This is a genomic window from Thalassospira sp. A3_1 (assembly GCF_017744215.1).
Taxonomy (GTDB): domain Bacteria; phylum Pseudomonadota; class Alphaproteobacteria; order Rhodospirillales; family Thalassospiraceae; genus Thalassospira; species Thalassospira lucentensis_A.
Genome location: NZ_JAGHQQ010000007.1, coordinates 50,347 through 67,897, shown reverse-complemented (window position 1 = coordinate 67,897; position 17,551 = coordinate 50,347). Strand labels below are relative to the sequence as shown.

Below are 17,551 nucleotides of genomic sequence, written 5' to 3'. Positions count from 1 at the left end.
CAGCAAAGCGCCCCCCCACCCTCAAGAGCGCACCGCCCCCCGCCCCCGTACCACCACCGGAAGATCCCGACAAACATGTCGAGCTGACCGACGAGGAACTCAAACGTCAGCAGGAAGAATACGAAAAACAGAGACAGGCCCAGCAATAGGAACATTTTAACCGGCGCGCCGGTTCTGATCCTGCCTGCGGGCACCCATCCAAGGCAAAGGCATGATGTCATGAGCGATATCGTCAATCCGCAAATCACCGATGCCGTGACACAGACCAACGTCAAGGTGCTGGGCGAAAGTCCTGCACAGGCGGTATCGATCGCCCTGCAATCGCATTCCCATGCAACGGGTCTGGCCATGGAAAACGCCACCCTGACACAGGGAAACATGCAACAGGTCGCCAATACCGCAACTTCGAAGCTGGTGGCAATGATCACCGCCCAGGCCGGTGGCTAAGGAACGCCCCGTTCGGGAATTTTGTCACAAAGATCAATCATCTGCGTCAAAACGGGTACGGTCATCGTGACCGCCAAATCGGAGGAAGAAATGGCTATTCCAACCCCAGTGAACGGTCAGATCACAGATGCGGTGACCCAGACATCGGTCAGCGTTCTCGGCTCGGCCCCGGCGAACGCCATGGGCATGATCTATCAAAGTGCCGCCCACTCGACATCGATCCTGTTCCAGAATGCCATTCAGGCCCAGCAACAGGCTTCCATGTGCTCGCAGGCTGCCACCAACATGGGTGTCATGCAGCTTTATTCGGTCAATACCATGGCCGGGGCACAGGCAACCGCCAAGATGTCGCGATCGGACAACAGCAATACACTTCTGACCCTTTTGGTCATTTTGGCAGCAACTCGCCGTTAGGCAGAATTCGGATGTCACGCGCCGTGCGTGTTATCCGAACATTTCAGTGAGGGCGTGACATGGCAGACAACACCCCGGTTAATTCCCAGATTACGGACGCGGTCACACAGACCAACGTCAAGGTTCTGGGCGAAGCTCCGGCACAGGCAATGGGGCTCGTGTATCAGACGATGGCACATTCCATCAGTCTTTCGATGCAGAACGCCATGCAAACCCAGGGCGGCCTGCAACAGATTGGCAACGCCGTAACTTCCAGCGCGTGTCGCATGATCCTCGACAGCACCGGTGGCGGCATGGGTGGTGGCGGCAAAACCTGACGCTGCCAACATACGCACCACGCCCCAATACCCGGAAAGTTTACGCCCTGAATCTGAAAATGCCCCGTTAACACAATGAGGCCCGTCATGGCAGATGATACCGATCCCAACGCATCTAATACGGCTGATAGCAGCACCCCGCCCGCCGCCGGTGCGGACAGTTCGACGGATACCTCCACAGACGGCTCACCGGGAAGTTCGGCAGCAAGCCCCTCTTCGGATGGGGCGTCGAGCCCAGGATCCTCTGGGGCATCGGGTGAATCTTCCGACAACCCGTCTTCGACCAACAATCCCCCGTCGGGTGGTGGCGGCACCAGCTCACCCCCACTTAGCACCGCCCTTAATCCGCAAATCGTCCAGGCGGTCGGCACGACAAATCATGCCGTACTGAACGGTGCTGGTCCGGGCGCAAACGGGATTGCCTATCAAAAGGTCGCACAGGCCGCCGCCTATGCCGTACAGGACAGCACCGATTACATGCGCAACATCATGTCGATGGCATCCGCCACAACCGGTGTGGCCCTGCAAAAAATGCTGGTGGAAAAAAAGACCGATCCCTACGCCGATATCATCAAGGCAGCGACACAGGCCGTCACCGACGCCCAGCAGACATTTACCAGCGTCGGCACCGCTTCAAGCAGCGTGGTCAAGGATTTCGACAGTATGGCGTAAGCTTTGGCTTACGCCCAAAGGAAATCACCCGGCCTGCATCAACTGAATGCGTTCGCAGGCTTCCTTGAAGTCGGGCGCAAACAGTTTCAGGCTCAAACCTGTTCCCTGAAGCTCGAATGCACCCATTTCCTCTGTCGGACAGGAAATGAATTTTGCTACCTGATGGCTGACCAAAACGCGCTTGTTAAGCTGCTTGGTCAGTTGCTCGATCCGGGCGGCTTCGTTGGCCGCCTGCCCGATCACGGTAAAGTCGACACGATCAGGCACGCCGACATTGCCGTAAATCACATCACCGACATGCATGCCAAGGCCATAGTCAAAGGCGGGTAAACCGCTTTCTTCGCGCTGACTGTTCAATTGATCAATATTGATCTGTGCTTCGGCCGCGGCATAAACCGCCGCCGTACAGGCCTGCTCCAGATCCTGTTCATCCTCGCGGATCGGGAAAATCGCCAATGTCGCATCCCCGATATAACGCAAAACCTGTCCGCCATGCTTAAGGACCGCACCGGCAGTCGCGGCAAAGAAATCGTTCATTTCGCCGAGAAATGCGTCATCGCCGACGCTGGCGGCAACCGATGTCGAATTTCGCATGTCCGAAAACCAGATCACCGCACGCGTCTTCGTACTGTCGCCCAGTTTGATCTGCCCATCACGCACCCGCTGCCCGGCATCCGACCCCAGATAGGTCTGAAGAATGGTTTTGGTTTCTTCATGCATGATCCGCATCTTGCACGACACGGCAAAACGGCGCTGGATCGCCGACAGGATCGCCAGATCCTCGTCGGTAAAGCCACTCGGGCGTCGCGTCATATAGGTCATGAAGATACGGTTCGTACCAAGCGTGCTGTCACGATCCGTAGTGAACGGCGTCATCAGCGCCAGATAATCCGTCCCGCCGGTTTTGCGGAAAGTCTGCAAAACATTGAAATCAAGGATCGCACCGGGCCCGATCAGATGTCTGCGCATGAATGTGACATCGTTGTCCGACATCCACTTCATCGGACTTTCAAGCCAGTCGGGGTTCTTTTCGCGCACATCAAGATGCAGCGACCGCTCCACCCGCCCCTGATCCTTTGACCAGATATAGGAAACCCCTTCATACAGCGGATGGAGGGTCTTGAACCCGACCATGACGCGTTCGATCGGAATACCCGCCGCGACAAGTCGTGACACCATGCCTTCAACAATCGCGTCAATATCGGTATCTTCCAACGCACGTTCCATCAGCCAGTCATTGACCGCCCGCACAAAACCGCCGCCTGACAGGGCACTGTTCGTCCCCGGCAGAGATGTAACATTGTTCGTGGGTTTCGCGTTTTCCGACATGACGGGCTCCGTCCAATTCTTACGCTAATATGACACCGCATAAATGGGACAGACTTGCGATTTCGCAATCGCAAAATCGCAAAAACTGCTCTGACCGGTATTATTCCTGACAAAATCGGGGCAAGCCAGCGAAACCTTGTTACCTGCGACAAAGGATTAATGGGCAATCGGCGGCAGATAAATCCGGGCCAAAAGCCCACCAGACGGCGCATCTTCAAGATAAATTTCGCCGCCATGGGCCCGGATGGCGGTGCGGGCAATCGCAAGTCCAAGCCCGATACCGCCTGTTTCACGATTGCGCGAGGATTCAAGCCGGAAGAACGGCTCGAACACCTGATCGCGCTGATCGGACGGGATACCCGGCCCGTCGTCGCTGACTTCAATCCATATGCCACCATCATCGGCGGGCTTTAGCAACACTTCGACCTGATCGCCAAATGTAAGGGCATTTGAAATCAGATTGCCAAGGGCGCGCTTGATCGAAAGCGGACGGCACGGATAAACCCGCGGCTCGCCATCACCAAGGAACCGGATCGGGCGACCGGTTTCAGCCAAATCCTCGACCGCCGCCTCTATCAGGGCGGCGATATCAATCTTGCGGGTCGCTTCGTTGGCCGTTTCCTCGCGGGCAAAGGTCATTGCCGCTTCGACCATCTGTTCCATTTCGTTTAGCGTTTCGATGATGCGCGACCGGTTTTCGGCATCCTCGACAAATTCCGCCCGCAGGCGCAGGGACGTGATCGGGGTGCGCAAATCGTGCGAAATCGCCGCCAGCATCCGGGTCCGATCCTCGACAAAGCGCTTCAGCCTTGCGGTCATACGGTTAAATGCCTTTGCCGCACGGCGGATTTCAATCGGGCCGTTTTCCGGAACCGGTTCGGGATAATCGCCGCGCCCTACCCGATCAGCTGCCTGCGCCAGAACCGCCCAGGATCGCGTCATGCGGCGCGCCAGGAAGAACGCGATAAATCCGATCAGGATCGCGGAAATCGTAATCCGCAAGATATTTTGCAATACTACGCGCGGCGGCGGGACCACTCCGTTAATTCGCGCCTCCAGCCAGACAACAGGTTGCGCCGCGCCGGATACCAATGCTGCCGTCCCTGCACCGTCTGCACCACCATCTGCCGTCACCCCCACCGGGAAAATCGGAACGCTGATCTGCATTAACGGTGCGGCGACACAATCCAGATGATCAAAGAAGCGCGGCCCGACATGACCTTGGCGATAATATCCATTTTCCTTGCGCCAATCCTTGCCGCGATCCCTTTCCTTGCCACCATCGTCGTCATCATGATGTTTCTTGCGGTTCTTTTTCTCGCGCTCCTCGACCGCGTGACAGTCATCCTCCGACAGGATATGAACACGCGCCGGCACCGCCGGCCCGTCAAGCGCCTGATTAAGCCGCTCGCTCAACGTATAACTGATATCTGACATCGGCAGACTGTTATCGGGATTATCAACCAGACGCATGATGCTTTGCGGCGACTGGCCGACTTTCAAGACATCGCGCCAGTTCTCCGATGGCGTTGCCGCCAGAATGCGCGAAATCGCTGCCACCCGCGCCAATGCCCCGCCGCGCCGTTCGCTCAGCAATGCGTCGCGACGCTCTTCCGCCAAAAGCAGTCCCAGCACAACATGGGTAAGGACCACGGCACCAAGGATCAGCAAAACCAGTTGCCCAACCAGTGTCTGCGGCCACAAACGGGAAATGAAACTGCGCCGCTTCATTTCTTCACCACATCGCAGGTAAACATATATCCTCCGCCCCAGACGGTTTTGATCAGGGTCGGGTTTTTCGGGTCTGGTTCGATCTTCTTGCGCAGGCGGCTGACCTGGTTATCGATGCTGCGGTCAAACGGAATGGCCTCACGCCCCTTGGTCAGATCCAGCAACTGGTCGCGGTTAAGCACCATATTGTGGTGATCGACAAAGGCGCATAGCAGGGCAAACTCACCGGCACTAAGCGGCACCACAACATCGTTCTCGTCACGCAATTCATGCCGCGTACGATCCAGTATCCAGCGATCAAAACTGATTTCACCCCCGGCCTTCTGGCCGCGCCGCCCGCTTGGCAAACTTTGCGCCCGCCGAAGAACCGCCTTGATCCGTGCAAGCAATTCACGCGGGTTGAACGGCTTTGCCAGATAATCATCAGCCCCCATTTCAAGGCCGATGATACGGTCGGTTTCCTCGCCAAGAGCGGTCAGCATCACGACCGGCACATCATAATTCTCGCGCAGCCACCGGCAGAGGCTCAACCCGTCTTCGCCAGGCATCATCAGATCCAGAACGATCAGATCGGGCAAAACATTTTCGCCCATCAGCTTGCGCAGTTCACGCCCGTCGGACGCCAGCGTCACGCGATATTCGTGCTGGCGCAAATAACGCCCCAGCAGATCGCGAATATCGCGGTGGTCATCAACGACAAGAATATGGGCCGGATCACTCATTAAGCTGTGCCTGTGTTTTCGATAATCTCTGATCTCAGCTTATCGCGCCGAATGCCCCATCAAAAACAGCAATTTGTATCAGATTGTCGCAAAAACCCGTTTTGGTAGACATTGCGACCATTTCCCCAGTTTACCGGGATCATTTCGCGACAAATCAGCGTCATAAAGGCCTCAGCCAAACAAAACGTCCCCCAACGAAAAGAGGCCCCTATGAACCGTAACAGCAAACTAAAAATCGCATCCCTTCTGATCGCGACCAGCATTGTCGCAACCCCGGTTGCAACCGCCCTTGCATCGGGCGGCGATCATCGCCCCTGGCAGATGAGTGACGATGACCGCGGCGATGGTCCGAAATTTGGTAAACATGACGGCGACCATCACAAGGGCATGCACGGCAAACACGGTATGCGCCGCACCACCCCGCTGACCATTGACGAGGCCCGTATTCTGGTCGATGCAATGCTGCTACGTCGTGGCGCCACCGATCTTAAAACCGGCGATGTCGAACTGGTCGATGACGGCAAGGAAATCGAAATTACCCTGCTGAATACCAATGGCGATGTCGTCGATACCGTAACCTTCGATGCCAAATCGGGTCGCCCGGATCGTGGCGAGATGCGCGACATGCACCGTATGATGCCCAAACCCGACCGTGAAGACCGCTTTGACCGTCGCTTCACCACCGAACAGATGACCCTTCTTGCCAGTGCCATGGTGATCCGGTTTGGCGGCGGCGAACTGACACTGGGCGAAATCAAGGAAACACCACGCGGCACCTATATGGCGACCGTCACCAACAAAGCTGGCGATATCGTGCGCGAAATGGAACTCAGCCGCGTAACCGGCCGTCCGATCAGCTAACCGCGACCGGCCCGAGCGGTCCGAACTGTTCCCTGGAATTCCTTCGACCCAACTCCCTTTGTCCGGGTTCTTTCCCCCACCCAACCGATAGCCCGGACAACACTGGCGCCCCCAACATTCCCCCCGGGGGCGCCACTTTTTTGGGCCTACCTGTCGATCTCCCGACCGGCCATACCCATTCCTTCCCCGGATTCACTGCCCCGATCAATCGACACTCTGATTTGATGCCTCAAACATCTCCGATACCGCCATTTCGCATCAGTTTTGGTTTGACGCGCTTCAGATCCCTGATCATTCTGCGTTTTTAGAAACCAAGAAGCTGCGTCATGACCGCCACCAACCTTTTGCCCACCCCACGTACCGCCCTTGAAACCGACATTCCCGCGATCACAAAACTTTGGCAGGAAACCGGGCTTTATCGCCCCTATAATCCGCCGGAATGGGATGTGCGTTTTGCACTTTCGGATCGCAATTCGACCCTGATGGTATGGGATGATATCAACAATGCTATCATCGCCACCGTGATGGTCGGCCATGACGGGCATCGCGGCTGGATTTATTATCTGGCCGTCGCGCCGAGCCATCAGAAAACCGGGCTTGGCAAAAAGCTGGTTGCCATCGGCGAGGACTGGCTGCGAAACCGTGGGGTCTGGCGGATGCAGTTGATGGTGCGATCAGAAAACAGCGCGATGCAGGATTTCTATCGCCATCTTGGCTATCGCGCACTTGATGTCACCGTCATGCAAAAAGACATCGATATCCCGCCCGCTGACCGCTGAGAAAAAGAAACAGTTGTTATGGTGCCACCGGCTGCCCGTGCGGCGTTCGTTCCGGGCTGTTGCTGTTGTCGCTTCGATCATCGCGCGTAATCGCCAGCGACGCCCGCGCAATGCGGCGTGCACGTTCATATAAGCGGTTGATACGCTCGACCAGCGCAACTTCTGTGCGGTAACGGCGGATATCGGCATCTCTTGGGCCGATCTCGTCGCTGATACGGCGCAGGGTAACATCCATTTTTTCGATGAACTCGCCCTTACGGGCCAACACACGATTGGCGGCTTCGACATCATCACTGGCAAAGGCCGTCAGTGCCTGCTTGAGGCATTCTTCAGAAAAAGTGAATAATTCGGACATTTTTTCACGGCTATCTAATAATGGCAGATTGCGTTCGGCTAACAATCTGCCAACCAGCTCGGTCATTTCCTCGCTGATGATATCGCCGATAGCCTCCAGATGATTGCTGATCGCAAGCTTGTTTAACAGCCGGTTCTGATCCGATGGCAGCAATTCCGAATGGCGCAGTTTTCCGGCAAACCGCGCAATCGCATCCTGCAGGCTATCAACCCCGTCATCAAGTTCGGCAATCTTTTCAAGTTTCTCAAGTGTCGGGTTTTGCATGGTTTCACGCCCACGCCTTACAACATCGCACACGATATCGCCCATATGCATGACCTCGTTCCGAAGCAGCATCAGCGCGGCAGACGGGGTATCGGCGATGTCGTCGACCAGAAATTTTGGCGCAGGATCAAGCGGGGGTTCAAACACATCGCGCACTGGCACGCATTTTTCGATCAACCGTGCAATCCATGGCACGAAACCGATCATGATCGTTACATTGGCGATATTGAAAATGCTGTGTGCATTGGCAATTTCACGCGCAATATCAACCTGCCCGCCGTTTTCACCCAGCGATATGACACGCACGATATCGGCCAGTTGCGGAATAAACGGCAACCAGATCAACACCCCGACCACGTTAAAGAACACATGCCCAAGGGCGGTACGCATCGCATCGCGGTTCTTGCCGATTGTCACCAGAAGCGCTGTGACACAGGTACCGATATTGGCCCCGAAAATCAGCGCAATCCCGCCTTCCAGCGGCACCAGTCCCTGCCCGGCCAGCACAATGACAATCCCGGTCGTCGCCGCGCTTGATTGCACCAGTGCGGTAAAAAGTGCCGCAATCATGATCCCGATCAGCGGATTGGTCATTTGCGCCATCAGATCAATGAAGGGCTCATAGGTGCGAAGCGGTTCCATCGCATCGCTCATCATGCCCATGCCAAAGAACAAAAGCCCCGTTCCCAGCAACGCCCGCCCGGCAAGCGACCAGCCACGATGGGGAACGAAGCTCATGACGCCAAAACCGACCGCAATCATCAGCGGTGCGATTGCATCAATCCGAAAGGCAATAATCTGTGCGGTCAGCGTACTGCCGACATTCGCCCCCATGATCACCGCAATCGATTGCCCGAACCCCATCAACCCGGCCGATACAAAACCGACCACCAGAACGGTGGTAACACTGGAAGACTGGACAAGTCCGGTAATCGCCGCACCGGAAAGGGCCGCCATAAACCGGTTTCGTGTCATTTTCGCAAGGATCGCGCGCAACCGTCCCCCGGCCAGCGTTTTAAGCGCGGTCGCCAGATGATCCATGCCATACAGGAAAAGGGCAAGCCCGCCCAAAAGACCAATCGCCATCCAGCCCGGATGCAATTCCGATACCGTGGGATCATTGGCTGCCGCAAGAATGCCGTGCATCGGAAGAACGGCCAGCAGAACTGTCAGAACGGATAAAAAGGCAGATAAGCGAAGGAATGACATCGGCACGGAACCTGCCATAAACTATTGATATGCCATCATAGCACACAGTAACCCCGCGTATAGATCAGACTGGATTACCCCGATGTGCCCGCCCCGAACTGGCACGAAAGGACGCGCATATCGGCAAGACATTACCCCATCGCGCAAACAGGAATCCGCGATTTACTGGCGCAGTTACGCAGTGAAATCGCGGAACGATAATTCCTGCAGATTACTGGGCCGCAATCCGATCCGACTTTACCGATGCCAGACGTTTGCGCAGCACGGCAACCTGATCTTCTGTCAGGCGCAAACCAAGTTTCGAACGACGCCAGACAAGGTCTTCGACGCCACGCACCCATTCCTGATCAATCAGGTAACGGACTTCCGCTTCATACAAATCATGACCATAACAAACGCCAAGGTCAGCGATGCTGTTGCAACCATCAAGCAGCTTTTCGATCCGGCTGCCATAGGCGCGAACCAATCGTTTCAGGGTTGCGGCTGGCAACCAGTCATAACGGATACCATAGGATTGCAGGGCCTTTTCAAAGGATCTATCGGGCAAATCACCACCGGGCAGAACCTCGCCCGAAGTCCAGGGACGATCGGCCACGCCAAGCTGTTTTGAAATCAGTTTCAAGGCATGTTCGGCCAGTTTGCGATAGGTGGTGATTTTACCGCCGAACACATGCAGCGCCGGGGCTTTGCCCCGCCCGGGTTCAAGTTTCAGCGTATAATCGCGCGAGACTTTCGAGGCGTTGGTAACTTCGCCGTCTCCCGCATACAGCGGGCGCACACCGGAATAGGACCAGACAACATCCATCGGTGAAATCGGCGTTTCGAAATAATCACCAGCCAGCTTGCATAGGTAATCAACTTCGTCAGCACTGATTTCAACCTTGGCCGGGTCGCCGGTAAAATCGACATCGGTGGTACCGATCAGGGTAAAATCATCCTGATAAGGAATGGCGAAAACGATGCGACCATCCGGGTTCTGGAAAATGTAGCAATGATCATGATCGAACAGTTTCGGAACCACGATATGGCTCCCCTTGACCAGACGGATGTTCGCCTTGGTTTCGGCCTTGACCACACCGTTTTCAGGATCGATCAGCGAAGCACACCACGGCCCGGCGGCATTGATCAGCATCTTGCCACCAACAATGCGCTCGGCACCGCTATCGCGATCATGCAGGATCACCTGCCATTTGCCATCCTGCTGGGTTGCACCGACACATCGGGTACGTGTCAGGATTTCGGCACCGCATTCGCGGGCATCCATGGCGTTCAGGACCACAAGCCGCGCATCATCGACCCAGCAATCGGAATAGACAAATGCCTTTTCCATCCCGGCCTTGAGCGGCTGCCCCGCAACATGCTTGCGCAGTGAAATACCTTCGCTTCCCGGCAGTTTTTTACGACCACCAAGATGATCATACAAAAACAGGCCAAGGCGGATCATCCATGCCGGGCGCAGGCCGGGAACATGGGGCAGAACAAACCGCAGCGGCCAGATGATATGCGGCGCATTGCCCAAAAGGACTTCGCGTTCGCTCAGCGCCTCGCGAACCAGACGGAATTCATAATGTTCAAGATAACGCAGGCCGCCATGGATCAGCTTGGTACTGGCCGAAGACGTGGCACTTGCCAAATCGTTCATTTCGCACAGCAGGACCTTCAGCCCGCGACCGGCCGCATCACGGGCGATCCCCGCCCCGTTGATTCCGCCTCCGACGATGATCAGGTCATATTCCGAATGGTTCTGCATGGCATGAATTCCGCGTTTTAGTTTCGATATTGACCATAAAATATTTCATTTTCGAAAATTTTCAAGCGCTGAATTGTGACAATTTGTAGTCACGTAATACCTGACATCACAGTTACTCCTCTTAAACATCGGGAGAATTTACGCAAAAATTTCGATTTTGAAAAATATGAACAGATTTATTTGCGGCACATACGAAAACACCCCGCCAGAGGACGGGGTGTTGGGATGCTTCAAAAGCCGGAATATGAAGACGGAATCAGGAAAGCCAGCGACGCTGCCAGTCAGACAGCATGGCAATCGCCCAAAGCTGATCACCCCAATTTTTACGACCAGAGAGATGTTCGACAAAGCGCTTGTCGATTTCCGCACGGTTCAGGCCAAGATCAGAATATAGCGCATCGCGTGCCAGAAGGTCCCCCACCCATTCCTTAAGCGGCCCGCGCAACCATTCGGCCAGTGGAACGCGAAAACCGGTTTTGGGACGGTCGATCAGTTCGCGCGGAACATATTTGTAAAGGATTTTGCGAAGGGCAACCTTACCGACCGCCCCGTCCAGCTTAAGGTGGGTCGGCATACGCCAGCCAAATTCGATCACACGGTGATCAATCAACGGCACACGAACTTCAAGCGAGCTTGCCATTGATGCCCGGTCGACCTTGGTCAGAACATCATCCACCATATACATCATCGTATCCATGACCTGCATCGAGGACACATAATCAAGATTGCGGTTACGGCAGAACTTTTCGCCCGGAATGCGGAATTTCTTATGAGCTTTACCCGGCCCATCCGCCATCAAGACATCAGGGTTCCAAAGCGACAGCAACGCCTGATAACGATCCAGATCATCGCGGATCGACAGAAGTGGTGCGACTTTGTGAATCTTGTCACCCAATGCCGCCGTCCCGCGCTTGCCGGGCAAAAGACCGATCAGGGCATCCCATTGTCCGGGCGACAGCGCCGTAAGCCCCTTGGACACCTGCGACGACCCAAATGGAATATTTTTGGCGACGTTGCTGATCTGGCGCGCCCACAGATACCGATTATAACCACCAAAGGTTTCATCCCCGCCATCCCCCGAAAGGGCAACCGTAACTTCCTTGCGGGTCAGGGTCGAAATCAGGCTGGTCGGGATGGATGAACTGTCAAAGAAAGGCTCGTCATAGATTTCCGAAAGGCGCGGCACCAGATCAAGCGCATCCTGCGCAGTGACGTAAAGTTCGGTATGGTCGGTACCAAGATGCTTGGCGACTTCACCGGCAAAAGCCGCCTCGTTATAGGCATCATGATCGAAACCGATGGAATATGTTTTGACCGGCCGGTCTGAAATCGACTGCATTAGGGCAACGATTGTCGAGGAATCGATACCGCCCGAAAGAAACGCCCCCAAGGGCACATCGGCAATCATGCGCCGTTCAACGGCATCGCGCAGCAAATCTTCAAGCGCGTCAATCGCACTTTGATCATCACCACTCCAATGATGGTTCTGACCGCTTAGAACCGCATCTTCGACCGACCAATACGCAAATTCCGACGCATGTCCTTCATCCGCAATTTCAAGGATGTGTCCCGGCTGCAACATTTTGGCATGGGCATAGATCGAATGCCCTGATGGCACATAGCCAAACCGCAAATAGGCATCAAGGGCCGTCCGATTGACTTCGCGCGAAATGACATTTCCGCCAATCAGGCCCTTAAGCTCTGACGCAAAAGCGATATTGCCGTCAAAACGCGACCAGTAAAGCGGCTTGATCCCCAAACGGTCACGCACCAGCGTCAACTTGCCGGTCTTTTTATCCCAAAGGGCGATGGCGAACATGCCAATCAGGCGTTTGACCGTATCGCGCACGCCCCAGCGCGCCATGCATTCAAGGATCACTTCACTGTCGGAATGGCCACGCCATGCGATATTTTCACCGGCCAGTTTGGCACGCAGGTCTTCGGCGTTATAGACCTCGCCATTATAGACCATGACATAACGGCCATCGGCCGAATGCATTGGCTGTTTTCCAGCATCGGAAAGATCAATGATGGCAAGGCGACGCTGCCCCAGTGCCAGTCCGGCATCGCTATCGCACCAGACATCGCCGCCATCGGGCCCGCGATGAAGCAATGCATCGGTCATGCGCGCAATGGTGTCGCGCAATTTATCGCCGTCGCTATTGCGACCGAGCCACAGACCGGTGATGCCGCACATGAAAATATCCCTTTATTATTTGCCCCTACTTAAAAACGATCCGCACGCGTTCGACAATCAAAATCATGGGCTTGCCGACACGGATTTGCAGTTTGTTTCGGGGATTTTGGTCGCATGCAATGGCAAGCGGTGATAAACAGGCAGCATTGCCCATCAAGCTGGAATGACCATGCTGAAACTGGATCGACTGTTCATCAAAATCCTGCAGGTTTTGCAAACCAATGGCCGGATTTCGAACCTTGATCTTTCAGAAGAGGTCAATCTGTCACCATCACCCTGTCTGGAGCGGGTGCGCAAGCTTGAAGAAGCCGGGCTGATCACGCAGTATCTGGCGGAAATCGACCTTGATAAAATCGGCGCCAACCTGCACATCATGGCAGAAATCACGTTGGGCAATCATCTAGTCGATGATTTCAAACGGTTCGAAGCCGCGATCACCGATGTGCCCGAAGTCATATCATGCTACAAAATCGCCGGTCCGTTCGATTACACGATGGATATGATCTGCCGCGATATCGCGCATTTCAATCAGCTGAAAGAAAAACTTCTGGCCGCCAAAATCGGGATCGAACATTTCCGTGGCCATGTGGTGATGGAACGCACCAAAACATTTTCGGGCTATCCGCTCGAAAGCCTGACCGCGCCCTCGCCGCTTGACGGCGTGCTTAAGGGCTAGGCTTCACGCCTTATATCGAACCGATCCATCTTGCGATAAAGCGTATTGCGGCTGATGCCAAGCGCCTTGGCGGTTTTGCTGATATGCCAGCGGTGATCATCAAGCACCTGACGCAATGCATCGGCTTCAGCCCGCTTCAGGATCGATCCGGCAGGGGCCGGGTCGCGCGTGACGGTTTCGTGGAAATCATCGGGCAGGTGCGACCTCAGGATCAAACCACCCTCGGCAAAGACGCAGGCATATTGCAGGACATTGACCAGTTCGCGGATATTGCCCGGCCAGTCATGGCGTGACAGCAATTCAAGAACATCGTTCGAACAACGAACATCCCCCGCCATATCGCCAGAAATACCGCGAAGAAGCCGAGCGATGAGATCGGGCAGATCGGACCGTTCGCGAAGCGCTGGCAGGGAAAGCCGCGCCCCTTTGATCCGGTAAAGCAGATCTTCGCGGAATTTGCCATCCGCCACCGCACGGGTCAGATCGACATTGCTGGCACAAATCAGACGGAAATTGACCGGCACGGACTTGGTACTGCCAAGCGGCTCAACCGTGCGCTGCTCAAGCACGCGCAAAAGCCGTCCCTGTGCCGATAACGGCATATCGCCGATTTCATCCAGAAACAGCGTCCCGCCATCTGCCTGTTTGATCCGCCCGCCAAAACCATCACGCGCCGCCCCGGTAAAGGCACCACCGGCATGACCAAACAATTCGCTTTCGATCAGGCTTTCGGGAAGGGCCGCGCAATTGATCGCGACAAAGGGTTTGCGCGCACCAACAGACGCCGCATGGATGGCACGCGCCATATGTTCCTTGCCGCTACCGGTTTCACCCGACATCAAAATATTGATGCGGTTGGTCAGAAGCTTGCTGCCGACCTTGTAAAGACGACGGATTGCCGGGTCCTGATCAGGGATGTCACCGGTTTCGTTCGCCGCCAAACGTACGGACGAACGCGATACTGGTGCGGGCCGCATCGAAATGAATTTGCGACGCTGCTTTTCGGGCAAGGTCACCCGCCCGAACAGAAGCCCCCCACCATTAACCGGCAGGGCCTTGGCCGATCCCGAGATCGAAGAATCCTCACCCACACCAAGGGTCGTGATCAGACCATCAAGATCAAAACCGAACATCGATTGCACATCGCGCGCATTGTCCGCCGCTGCCAGCAAACGGCGCGCGGTTGAGGTCGCCCCGCGGATATTGCCATCCGGGCCAATCGAAATCAGGGCGTCACGGGTCGATCCGACATGCTGGGCATCGGGATGAAGATGCAGGATCAGATCAGACGCACATTCATCAAAGAACAGGATACGTTCAAGCGCATCGGCATAATCGGCAATCAGGCTTCGGACCCGCAAACAATCCGTACGTTTGATGTCGTCGCGCACGGCAGAAACATCAAGGACCGAACAAACCTGCCCTTCAGGGTCAAACACCGGTGCCGCCGTACAGGTCAGCACCGCATGTTGCGCCAGAAAATGTTCGTCCTTGTGGATGGTGATCGGACGACCTTCGACGATACAGGTGCCAATACCATTGGTTCCCTCGCGTTCCTCGCTCCAGACGGCACCGGGCAAAAGGCCGTTGGTGCGAAACGACGGCAGCAGCGTGTGGGCCGCTACACTGTCAAGGATCACACCGTCATTATCGGTCAGGAAAACCGCATAGCCCGATGCATCAATCTTGCGATAAAGGGTGCGCACCAGATCATGGGCATGATGATAAAGCCGCCCGCTGCGGTCACGACGCTGGCGGGTTTGGCTTTCGGGCATGACTTCCGGGCGGCGCTGCGTGTCATGGGCAAGGCCAAAGCGCTGTTCGCAACGTTGCCAGCTTTCAAGAACGGCGCGATTTTGGGCGACGCCACTTAACTGCAACGCAGCTTCGATCCGTCCACCATGATGGTTTCCAGACATAAGACGTTATCTCCCTTGTGCCGGTGTTTTATCGGGAATGCGTTCTGGCATCGCCCGGCTTGCGGATTTGTCCGCGTCCGATCACAGGCAGGATCGTAACACACCAAAGCCCCGAAACGCCAAAAGGTTTCACTGCAAATCCGCGGCATAATCGGGTGTGTCACGAATATGGGACAGTTTGTATCACCTGTGCCACCATCGGGAACGGAATGACACAATCGCTCCTGATCACCGCCCTCCTCCAACCGATTGTTAAAAGACGAAAAAACGGATCATTCGATCATCTGGCACGGGATTTTACGAACTGGCACGGGCTTTGCGGAAATGTCAGGGCCAAAACCAAAAACAGGTGGCAAAGCCGCCTTCCGATCATGGAGGATCCAAGATGATTTACAAGAATCCGGGCGACGCGGGTAGCGTCGTTGCATTCAAATCCCGTTACGACAACTATATCGGTGGCGAATGGACCGCCCCGGCCAAGGGCCAGTATTTCGAAAATGTCTCGCCGGTGAATGGCAAGCCGTTCTGCGAAATCGCACGATCCAGTTCGGAAGATATCGAAAAGGCACTTGATGCCGCCCACGCTGCAGCAGAAGCATGGGGCAAAACATCGGTCACCGAACGCGCCAATATCCTCAATAAAATCGCCGACCGCATGGAACAGAACCTTGAAATGCTGGCGGTTGCCGAGACATGGGATAACGGCAAGGCGGTGCGTGAAACGCTGGCCGCCGACATTCCGCTGGCGATTGACCATTTCCGGTATTTTGCCGGTGCGATCCGCGCTCAGGAAGGATCCCTTGGCGAGATTGACGACAATACGGTCGCCTATCATTTCCACGAACCGCTTGGCGTTGTCGGGCAGATCATCCCATGGAACTTCCCGATCCTGATGGCCGTCTGGAAACTCGCCCCGGCACTGGCGGCTGGCAACTGCGTTGTCCTGAAACCGGCCGAACAGACCCCGGCATCAATTTGCGTGCTGCTGGAACTGGTTGGTAATCTTCTTCCGGCTGGCGTGCTGAACGTTGTGCAGGGCTTCGGGGTCGAAGCAGGCAAACCATTGGCGCAAAGCAACCGGGTCGCCAAGGTCGCCTTTACCGGTGAAACCACCACCGGCCGCCTGATCATGCAATATGCCAGTGAAAACATCATTCCGGTCACGCTGGAACTGGGTGGCAAATCGCCGAACATCTTCTTTGATGACGTGATGGCACAGGATGACGATTTCCGTCAGAAAGCCGCCGAAGGCCTGACCATGTTCGCGCTCAACCAGGGCGAGGTCTGCACCTGCCCGTCGCGCGCACTTATTCAGGAAAATATCTATGACAAGTTCATGGATAGCGTGCTTTCACGCGTGGCCCACATCAAGCAGGGCAACCCGCTGGATAGTGAAACCATGATCGGCGCGCAGGCATCGACCGAACAGATGGAAAAAATCCTGTCCTATCTTGATATCGGCAAGCAGGAGGGTGCCGAAGTCCTTTGCGGCGGTGGCAAGGCGGAACTGGGTGGTGATCTTTCGACCGGGTTCTATATCCAGCCAACCATCTTCAAGGGCCATAACCGGATGCGGATTTTCCAGGAGGAAATCTTTGGCCCGGTGGTTTCCGCCACGACCTTCAAGGACGAGGCCGAGGCGCTTAAAATCGCCAATGACACGCTTTACGGTCTTGGTGCCGGGGTCTGGACCCGTGATGGCACACGCGCCTACCGGTTTGGCCGCAATATCAAGGCCGGTCGCGTCTGGACCAATTGCTATCACCTCTATCCAGCACATGCGGCCTTTGGCGGCTACAAGCAATCGGGCATCGGACGTGAAAACCACAAGATGATGCTAAACCATTATCAGCAGACCAAGAACCTGCTGGTTTCCTATGATCCGAAACCGATGGGCTTCTTCTGATCG

15 protein-coding genes are annotated in these 17,551 nt (G+C 55.6%); 8 read left to right on the top strand and 7 right to left on the bottom strand.

Features of this window, described 5'->3' with window-relative positions; all coding sequences use genetic code 11:
• Window positions 1-219: 219 nt before the first annotated feature.
• From J7395_RS20560 to J7395_RS20970, 4 genes are all read left to right on the top strand, one after another.
• Window positions 220-447, top strand: a complete 228-nt coding sequence (locus J7395_RS20560) for a RebB family R body protein (protein ID WP_062952008.1) — start codon at window positions 220-222, stop codon at window positions 445-447.
• 90 nt (window positions 448-537) lie between these two features.
• Complete coding sequence (locus tag J7395_RS20555; protein ID WP_062952177.1) at window positions 538-861, top strand: RebB family R body protein; 324 nt, start codon at window positions 538-540, stop codon at window positions 859-861.
• Window positions 862-920: 59 nt separating this feature from the next.
• Window positions 921-1,178 carry a RebB family R body protein gene (locus J7395_RS20550; RefSeq protein ID WP_062952007.1) on the top strand — a complete coding sequence of 86 codons (258 nt, stop codon included), beginning with the start codon at window positions 921-923 and terminating at the stop codon, window positions 1,176-1,178.
• Between the two features lie 87 nt (window positions 1,179-1,265).
• Window positions 1,266-1,850 carry a hypothetical protein gene (locus J7395_RS20970; RefSeq protein ID WP_247742332.1) on the top strand — a complete coding sequence of 195 codons (585 nt, stop codon included), beginning with the start codon at window positions 1,266-1,268 and terminating at the stop codon, window positions 1,848-1,850.
• A gap of 24 nt (window positions 1,851-1,874) precedes the next feature.
• Here the strand turns inward: J7395_RS20970 and J7395_RS20540 are convergent, their stop codons facing one another.
• The 3 genes from J7395_RS20540 to J7395_RS20530 form a co-directional block, all read right to left on the bottom strand.
• On the bottom strand, window positions 1,875-3,179 hold the full coding sequence (locus J7395_RS20540) for an adenylate/guanylate cyclase domain-containing protein (protein ID WP_062952006.1): 1,305 nt from the start codon (window positions 3,177-3,179) through the stop codon (window positions 1,875-1,877).
• A gap of 156 nt (window positions 3,180-3,335) precedes the next feature.
• Window positions 3,336-4,910 carry an ATP-binding protein gene (locus J7395_RS20535; RefSeq protein WP_209223565.1) on the bottom strand — a complete coding sequence of 525 codons (1,575 nt, stop codon included), beginning with the start codon at window positions 4,908-4,910 and terminating at the stop codon, window positions 3,336-3,338.
• Complete coding sequence (locus J7395_RS20530) at window positions 4,907-5,632, bottom strand: response regulator (RefSeq protein ID WP_062959560.1); 726 nt, start codon at window positions 5,630-5,632, stop codon at window positions 4,907-4,909. Before J7395_RS20530 ends, J7395_RS20535 begins: the two co-directional genes overlap by 4 nt.
• A gap of 210 nt (window positions 5,633-5,842) precedes the next feature.
• Between J7395_RS20530 and J7395_RS20525 the strand changes: the two genes are divergently transcribed.
• Window positions 5,843-6,493, top strand: coding sequence for a hypothetical protein (locus J7395_RS20525; protein ID WP_209223563.1), 651 nt, complete (start codon window positions 5,843-5,845; stop codon window positions 6,491-6,493).
• 326 nt (window positions 6,494-6,819) lie between these two features.
• Window positions 6,820-7,272 carry a GNAT family acetyltransferase gene (locus J7395_RS20520; protein WP_209223560.1) on the top strand — a complete coding sequence of 151 codons (453 nt, stop codon included), beginning with the start codon at window positions 6,820-6,822 and terminating at the stop codon, window positions 7,270-7,272.
• A 16-nt stretch (window positions 7,273-7,288) separates the two neighbouring features.
• On the opposite strand, the gene J7395_RS20515 is transcribed toward J7395_RS20520, so the two are convergent.
• The 3 genes from J7395_RS20515 to asnB all read right to left on the bottom strand — a co-directional run bounded on the left by J7395_RS20515 (window position 7,289) and on the right by asnB (window position 13,047).
• Window positions 7,289-9,100: a Na/Pi cotransporter family protein gene (locus tag J7395_RS20515; protein ID WP_247742331.1), complete on the bottom strand. Its 1,812-nt coding sequence runs from the start codon at window positions 9,098-9,100 to the stop codon at window positions 7,289-7,291.
• 211 nt (window positions 9,101-9,311) lie between these two features.
• Window positions 9,312-10,850, bottom strand: a complete 1,539-nt coding sequence (gene glpD, locus J7395_RS20510; RefSeq protein WP_209223556.1) for a glycerol-3-phosphate dehydrogenase — start codon at window positions 10,848-10,850, stop codon at window positions 9,312-9,314.
• 256 nt (window positions 10,851-11,106) lie between these two features.
• Window positions 11,107-13,047 (bottom strand): asparagine synthase (glutamine-hydrolyzing), encoded by a 1,941-nt coding sequence (gene asnB, locus J7395_RS20505; protein ID WP_209223555.1) that lies wholly within the window; start codon window positions 13,045-13,047, stop codon window positions 11,107-11,109.
• A gap of 169 nt (window positions 13,048-13,216) precedes the next feature.
• Here asnB and J7395_RS20500 point away from each other — a divergent pair, with 169 nt between their 5' ends.
• Window positions 13,217-13,723 carry an Lrp/AsnC family transcriptional regulator gene (locus J7395_RS20500; RefSeq protein ID WP_082832740.1) on the top strand — a complete coding sequence of 169 codons (507 nt, stop codon included), beginning with the start codon at window positions 13,217-13,219 and terminating at the stop codon, window positions 13,721-13,723.
• On the opposite strand, the gene J7395_RS20495 is transcribed toward J7395_RS20500, so the two are convergent.
• Window positions 13,720-15,642: a sigma-54-dependent Fis family transcriptional regulator gene (locus tag J7395_RS20495; RefSeq protein WP_209223553.1), complete on the bottom strand. Its 1,923-nt coding sequence runs from the start codon at window positions 15,640-15,642 to the stop codon at window positions 13,720-13,722. The two genes, J7395_RS20500 and J7395_RS20495, sit on opposite strands and share 4 nt — an antisense overlap.
• 385 nt (window positions 15,643-16,027) lie before the next feature.
• Here J7395_RS20495 and adh point away from each other — a divergent pair, with 385 nt between their 5' ends.
• A complete protein-coding gene (gene adh / locus J7395_RS20490) occupies window positions 16,028-17,548 on the top strand; it encodes an aldehyde dehydrogenase (protein ID WP_209223551.1) in 1,521 nt (506 codons plus the stop codon).
• Window positions 17,549-17,551 lie beyond the last annotated feature (3 nt).

Excerpts from the sequence above, each read along its gene's own strand:
- J7395_RS20560 (WP_062952008.1), top strand. The coding sequence starts at position 220 with ATGAGCGATATCGTCAATCCGCAAATCACCGATGCCGTGACACAGACC.
- J7395_RS20555 (WP_062952177.1), top strand. The coding sequence starts at position 538 with ATGGCTATTCCAACCCCAGTGAACGGTCAGATCACAGATGCGGTGACC.
- J7395_RS20550 (WP_062952007.1), top strand. The coding sequence starts at position 921 with ATGGCAGACAACACCCCGGTTAATTCCCAGATTACGGACGCGGTCACA.
- J7395_RS20970 (WP_247742332.1), top strand. The coding sequence starts at position 1,266 with ATGGCAGATGATACCGATCCCAACGCATCTAATACGGCTGATAGCAGC.
- J7395_RS20540 (WP_062952006.1), bottom strand. The coding sequence starts at position 3,179 with ATGTCGGAAAACGCGAAACCCACGAACAATGTTACATCTCTGCCGGGG.
- J7395_RS20535 (WP_209223565.1), bottom strand. The coding sequence starts at position 4,910 with ATGAAGCGGCGCAGTTTCATTTCCCGTTTGTGGCCGCAGACACTGGTT.
- J7395_RS20530 (WP_062959560.1), bottom strand. The coding sequence starts at position 5,632 with ATGAGTGATCCGGCCCATATTCTTGTCGTTGATGACCACCGCGATATT.
- J7395_RS20525 (WP_209223563.1), top strand. The coding sequence starts at position 5,843 with ATGAACCGTAACAGCAAACTAAAAATCGCATCCCTTCTGATCGCGACC.
- J7395_RS20520 (WP_209223560.1), top strand. The coding sequence starts at position 6,820 with ATGACCGCCACCAACCTTTTGCCCACCCCACGTACCGCCCTTGAAACC.
- J7395_RS20515 (WP_247742331.1), bottom strand. The coding sequence starts at position 9,100 with ATGTCATTCCTTCGCTTATCTGCCTTTTTATCCGTTCTGACAGTTCTG.
- glpD (WP_209223556.1), bottom strand. The coding sequence starts at position 10,850 with ATGCAGAACCATTCGGAATATGACCTGATCATCGTCGGAGGCGGAATC.
- asnB (WP_209223555.1), bottom strand. The coding sequence starts at position 13,047 with ATGTGCGGCATCACCGGTCTGTGGCTCGGTCGCAATAGCGACGGCGAT.
- J7395_RS20500 (WP_082832740.1), top strand. The coding sequence starts at position 13,217 with ATGCTGAAACTGGATCGACTGTTCATCAAAATCCTGCAGGTTTTGCAA.
- J7395_RS20495 (WP_209223553.1), bottom strand. The coding sequence starts at position 15,642 with ATGTCTGGAAACCATCATGGTGGACGGATCGAAGCTGCGTTGCAGTTA.
- adh (WP_209223551.1), top strand. The coding sequence starts at position 16,028 with ATGATTTACAAGAATCCGGGCGACGCGGGTAGCGTCGTTGCATTCAAA.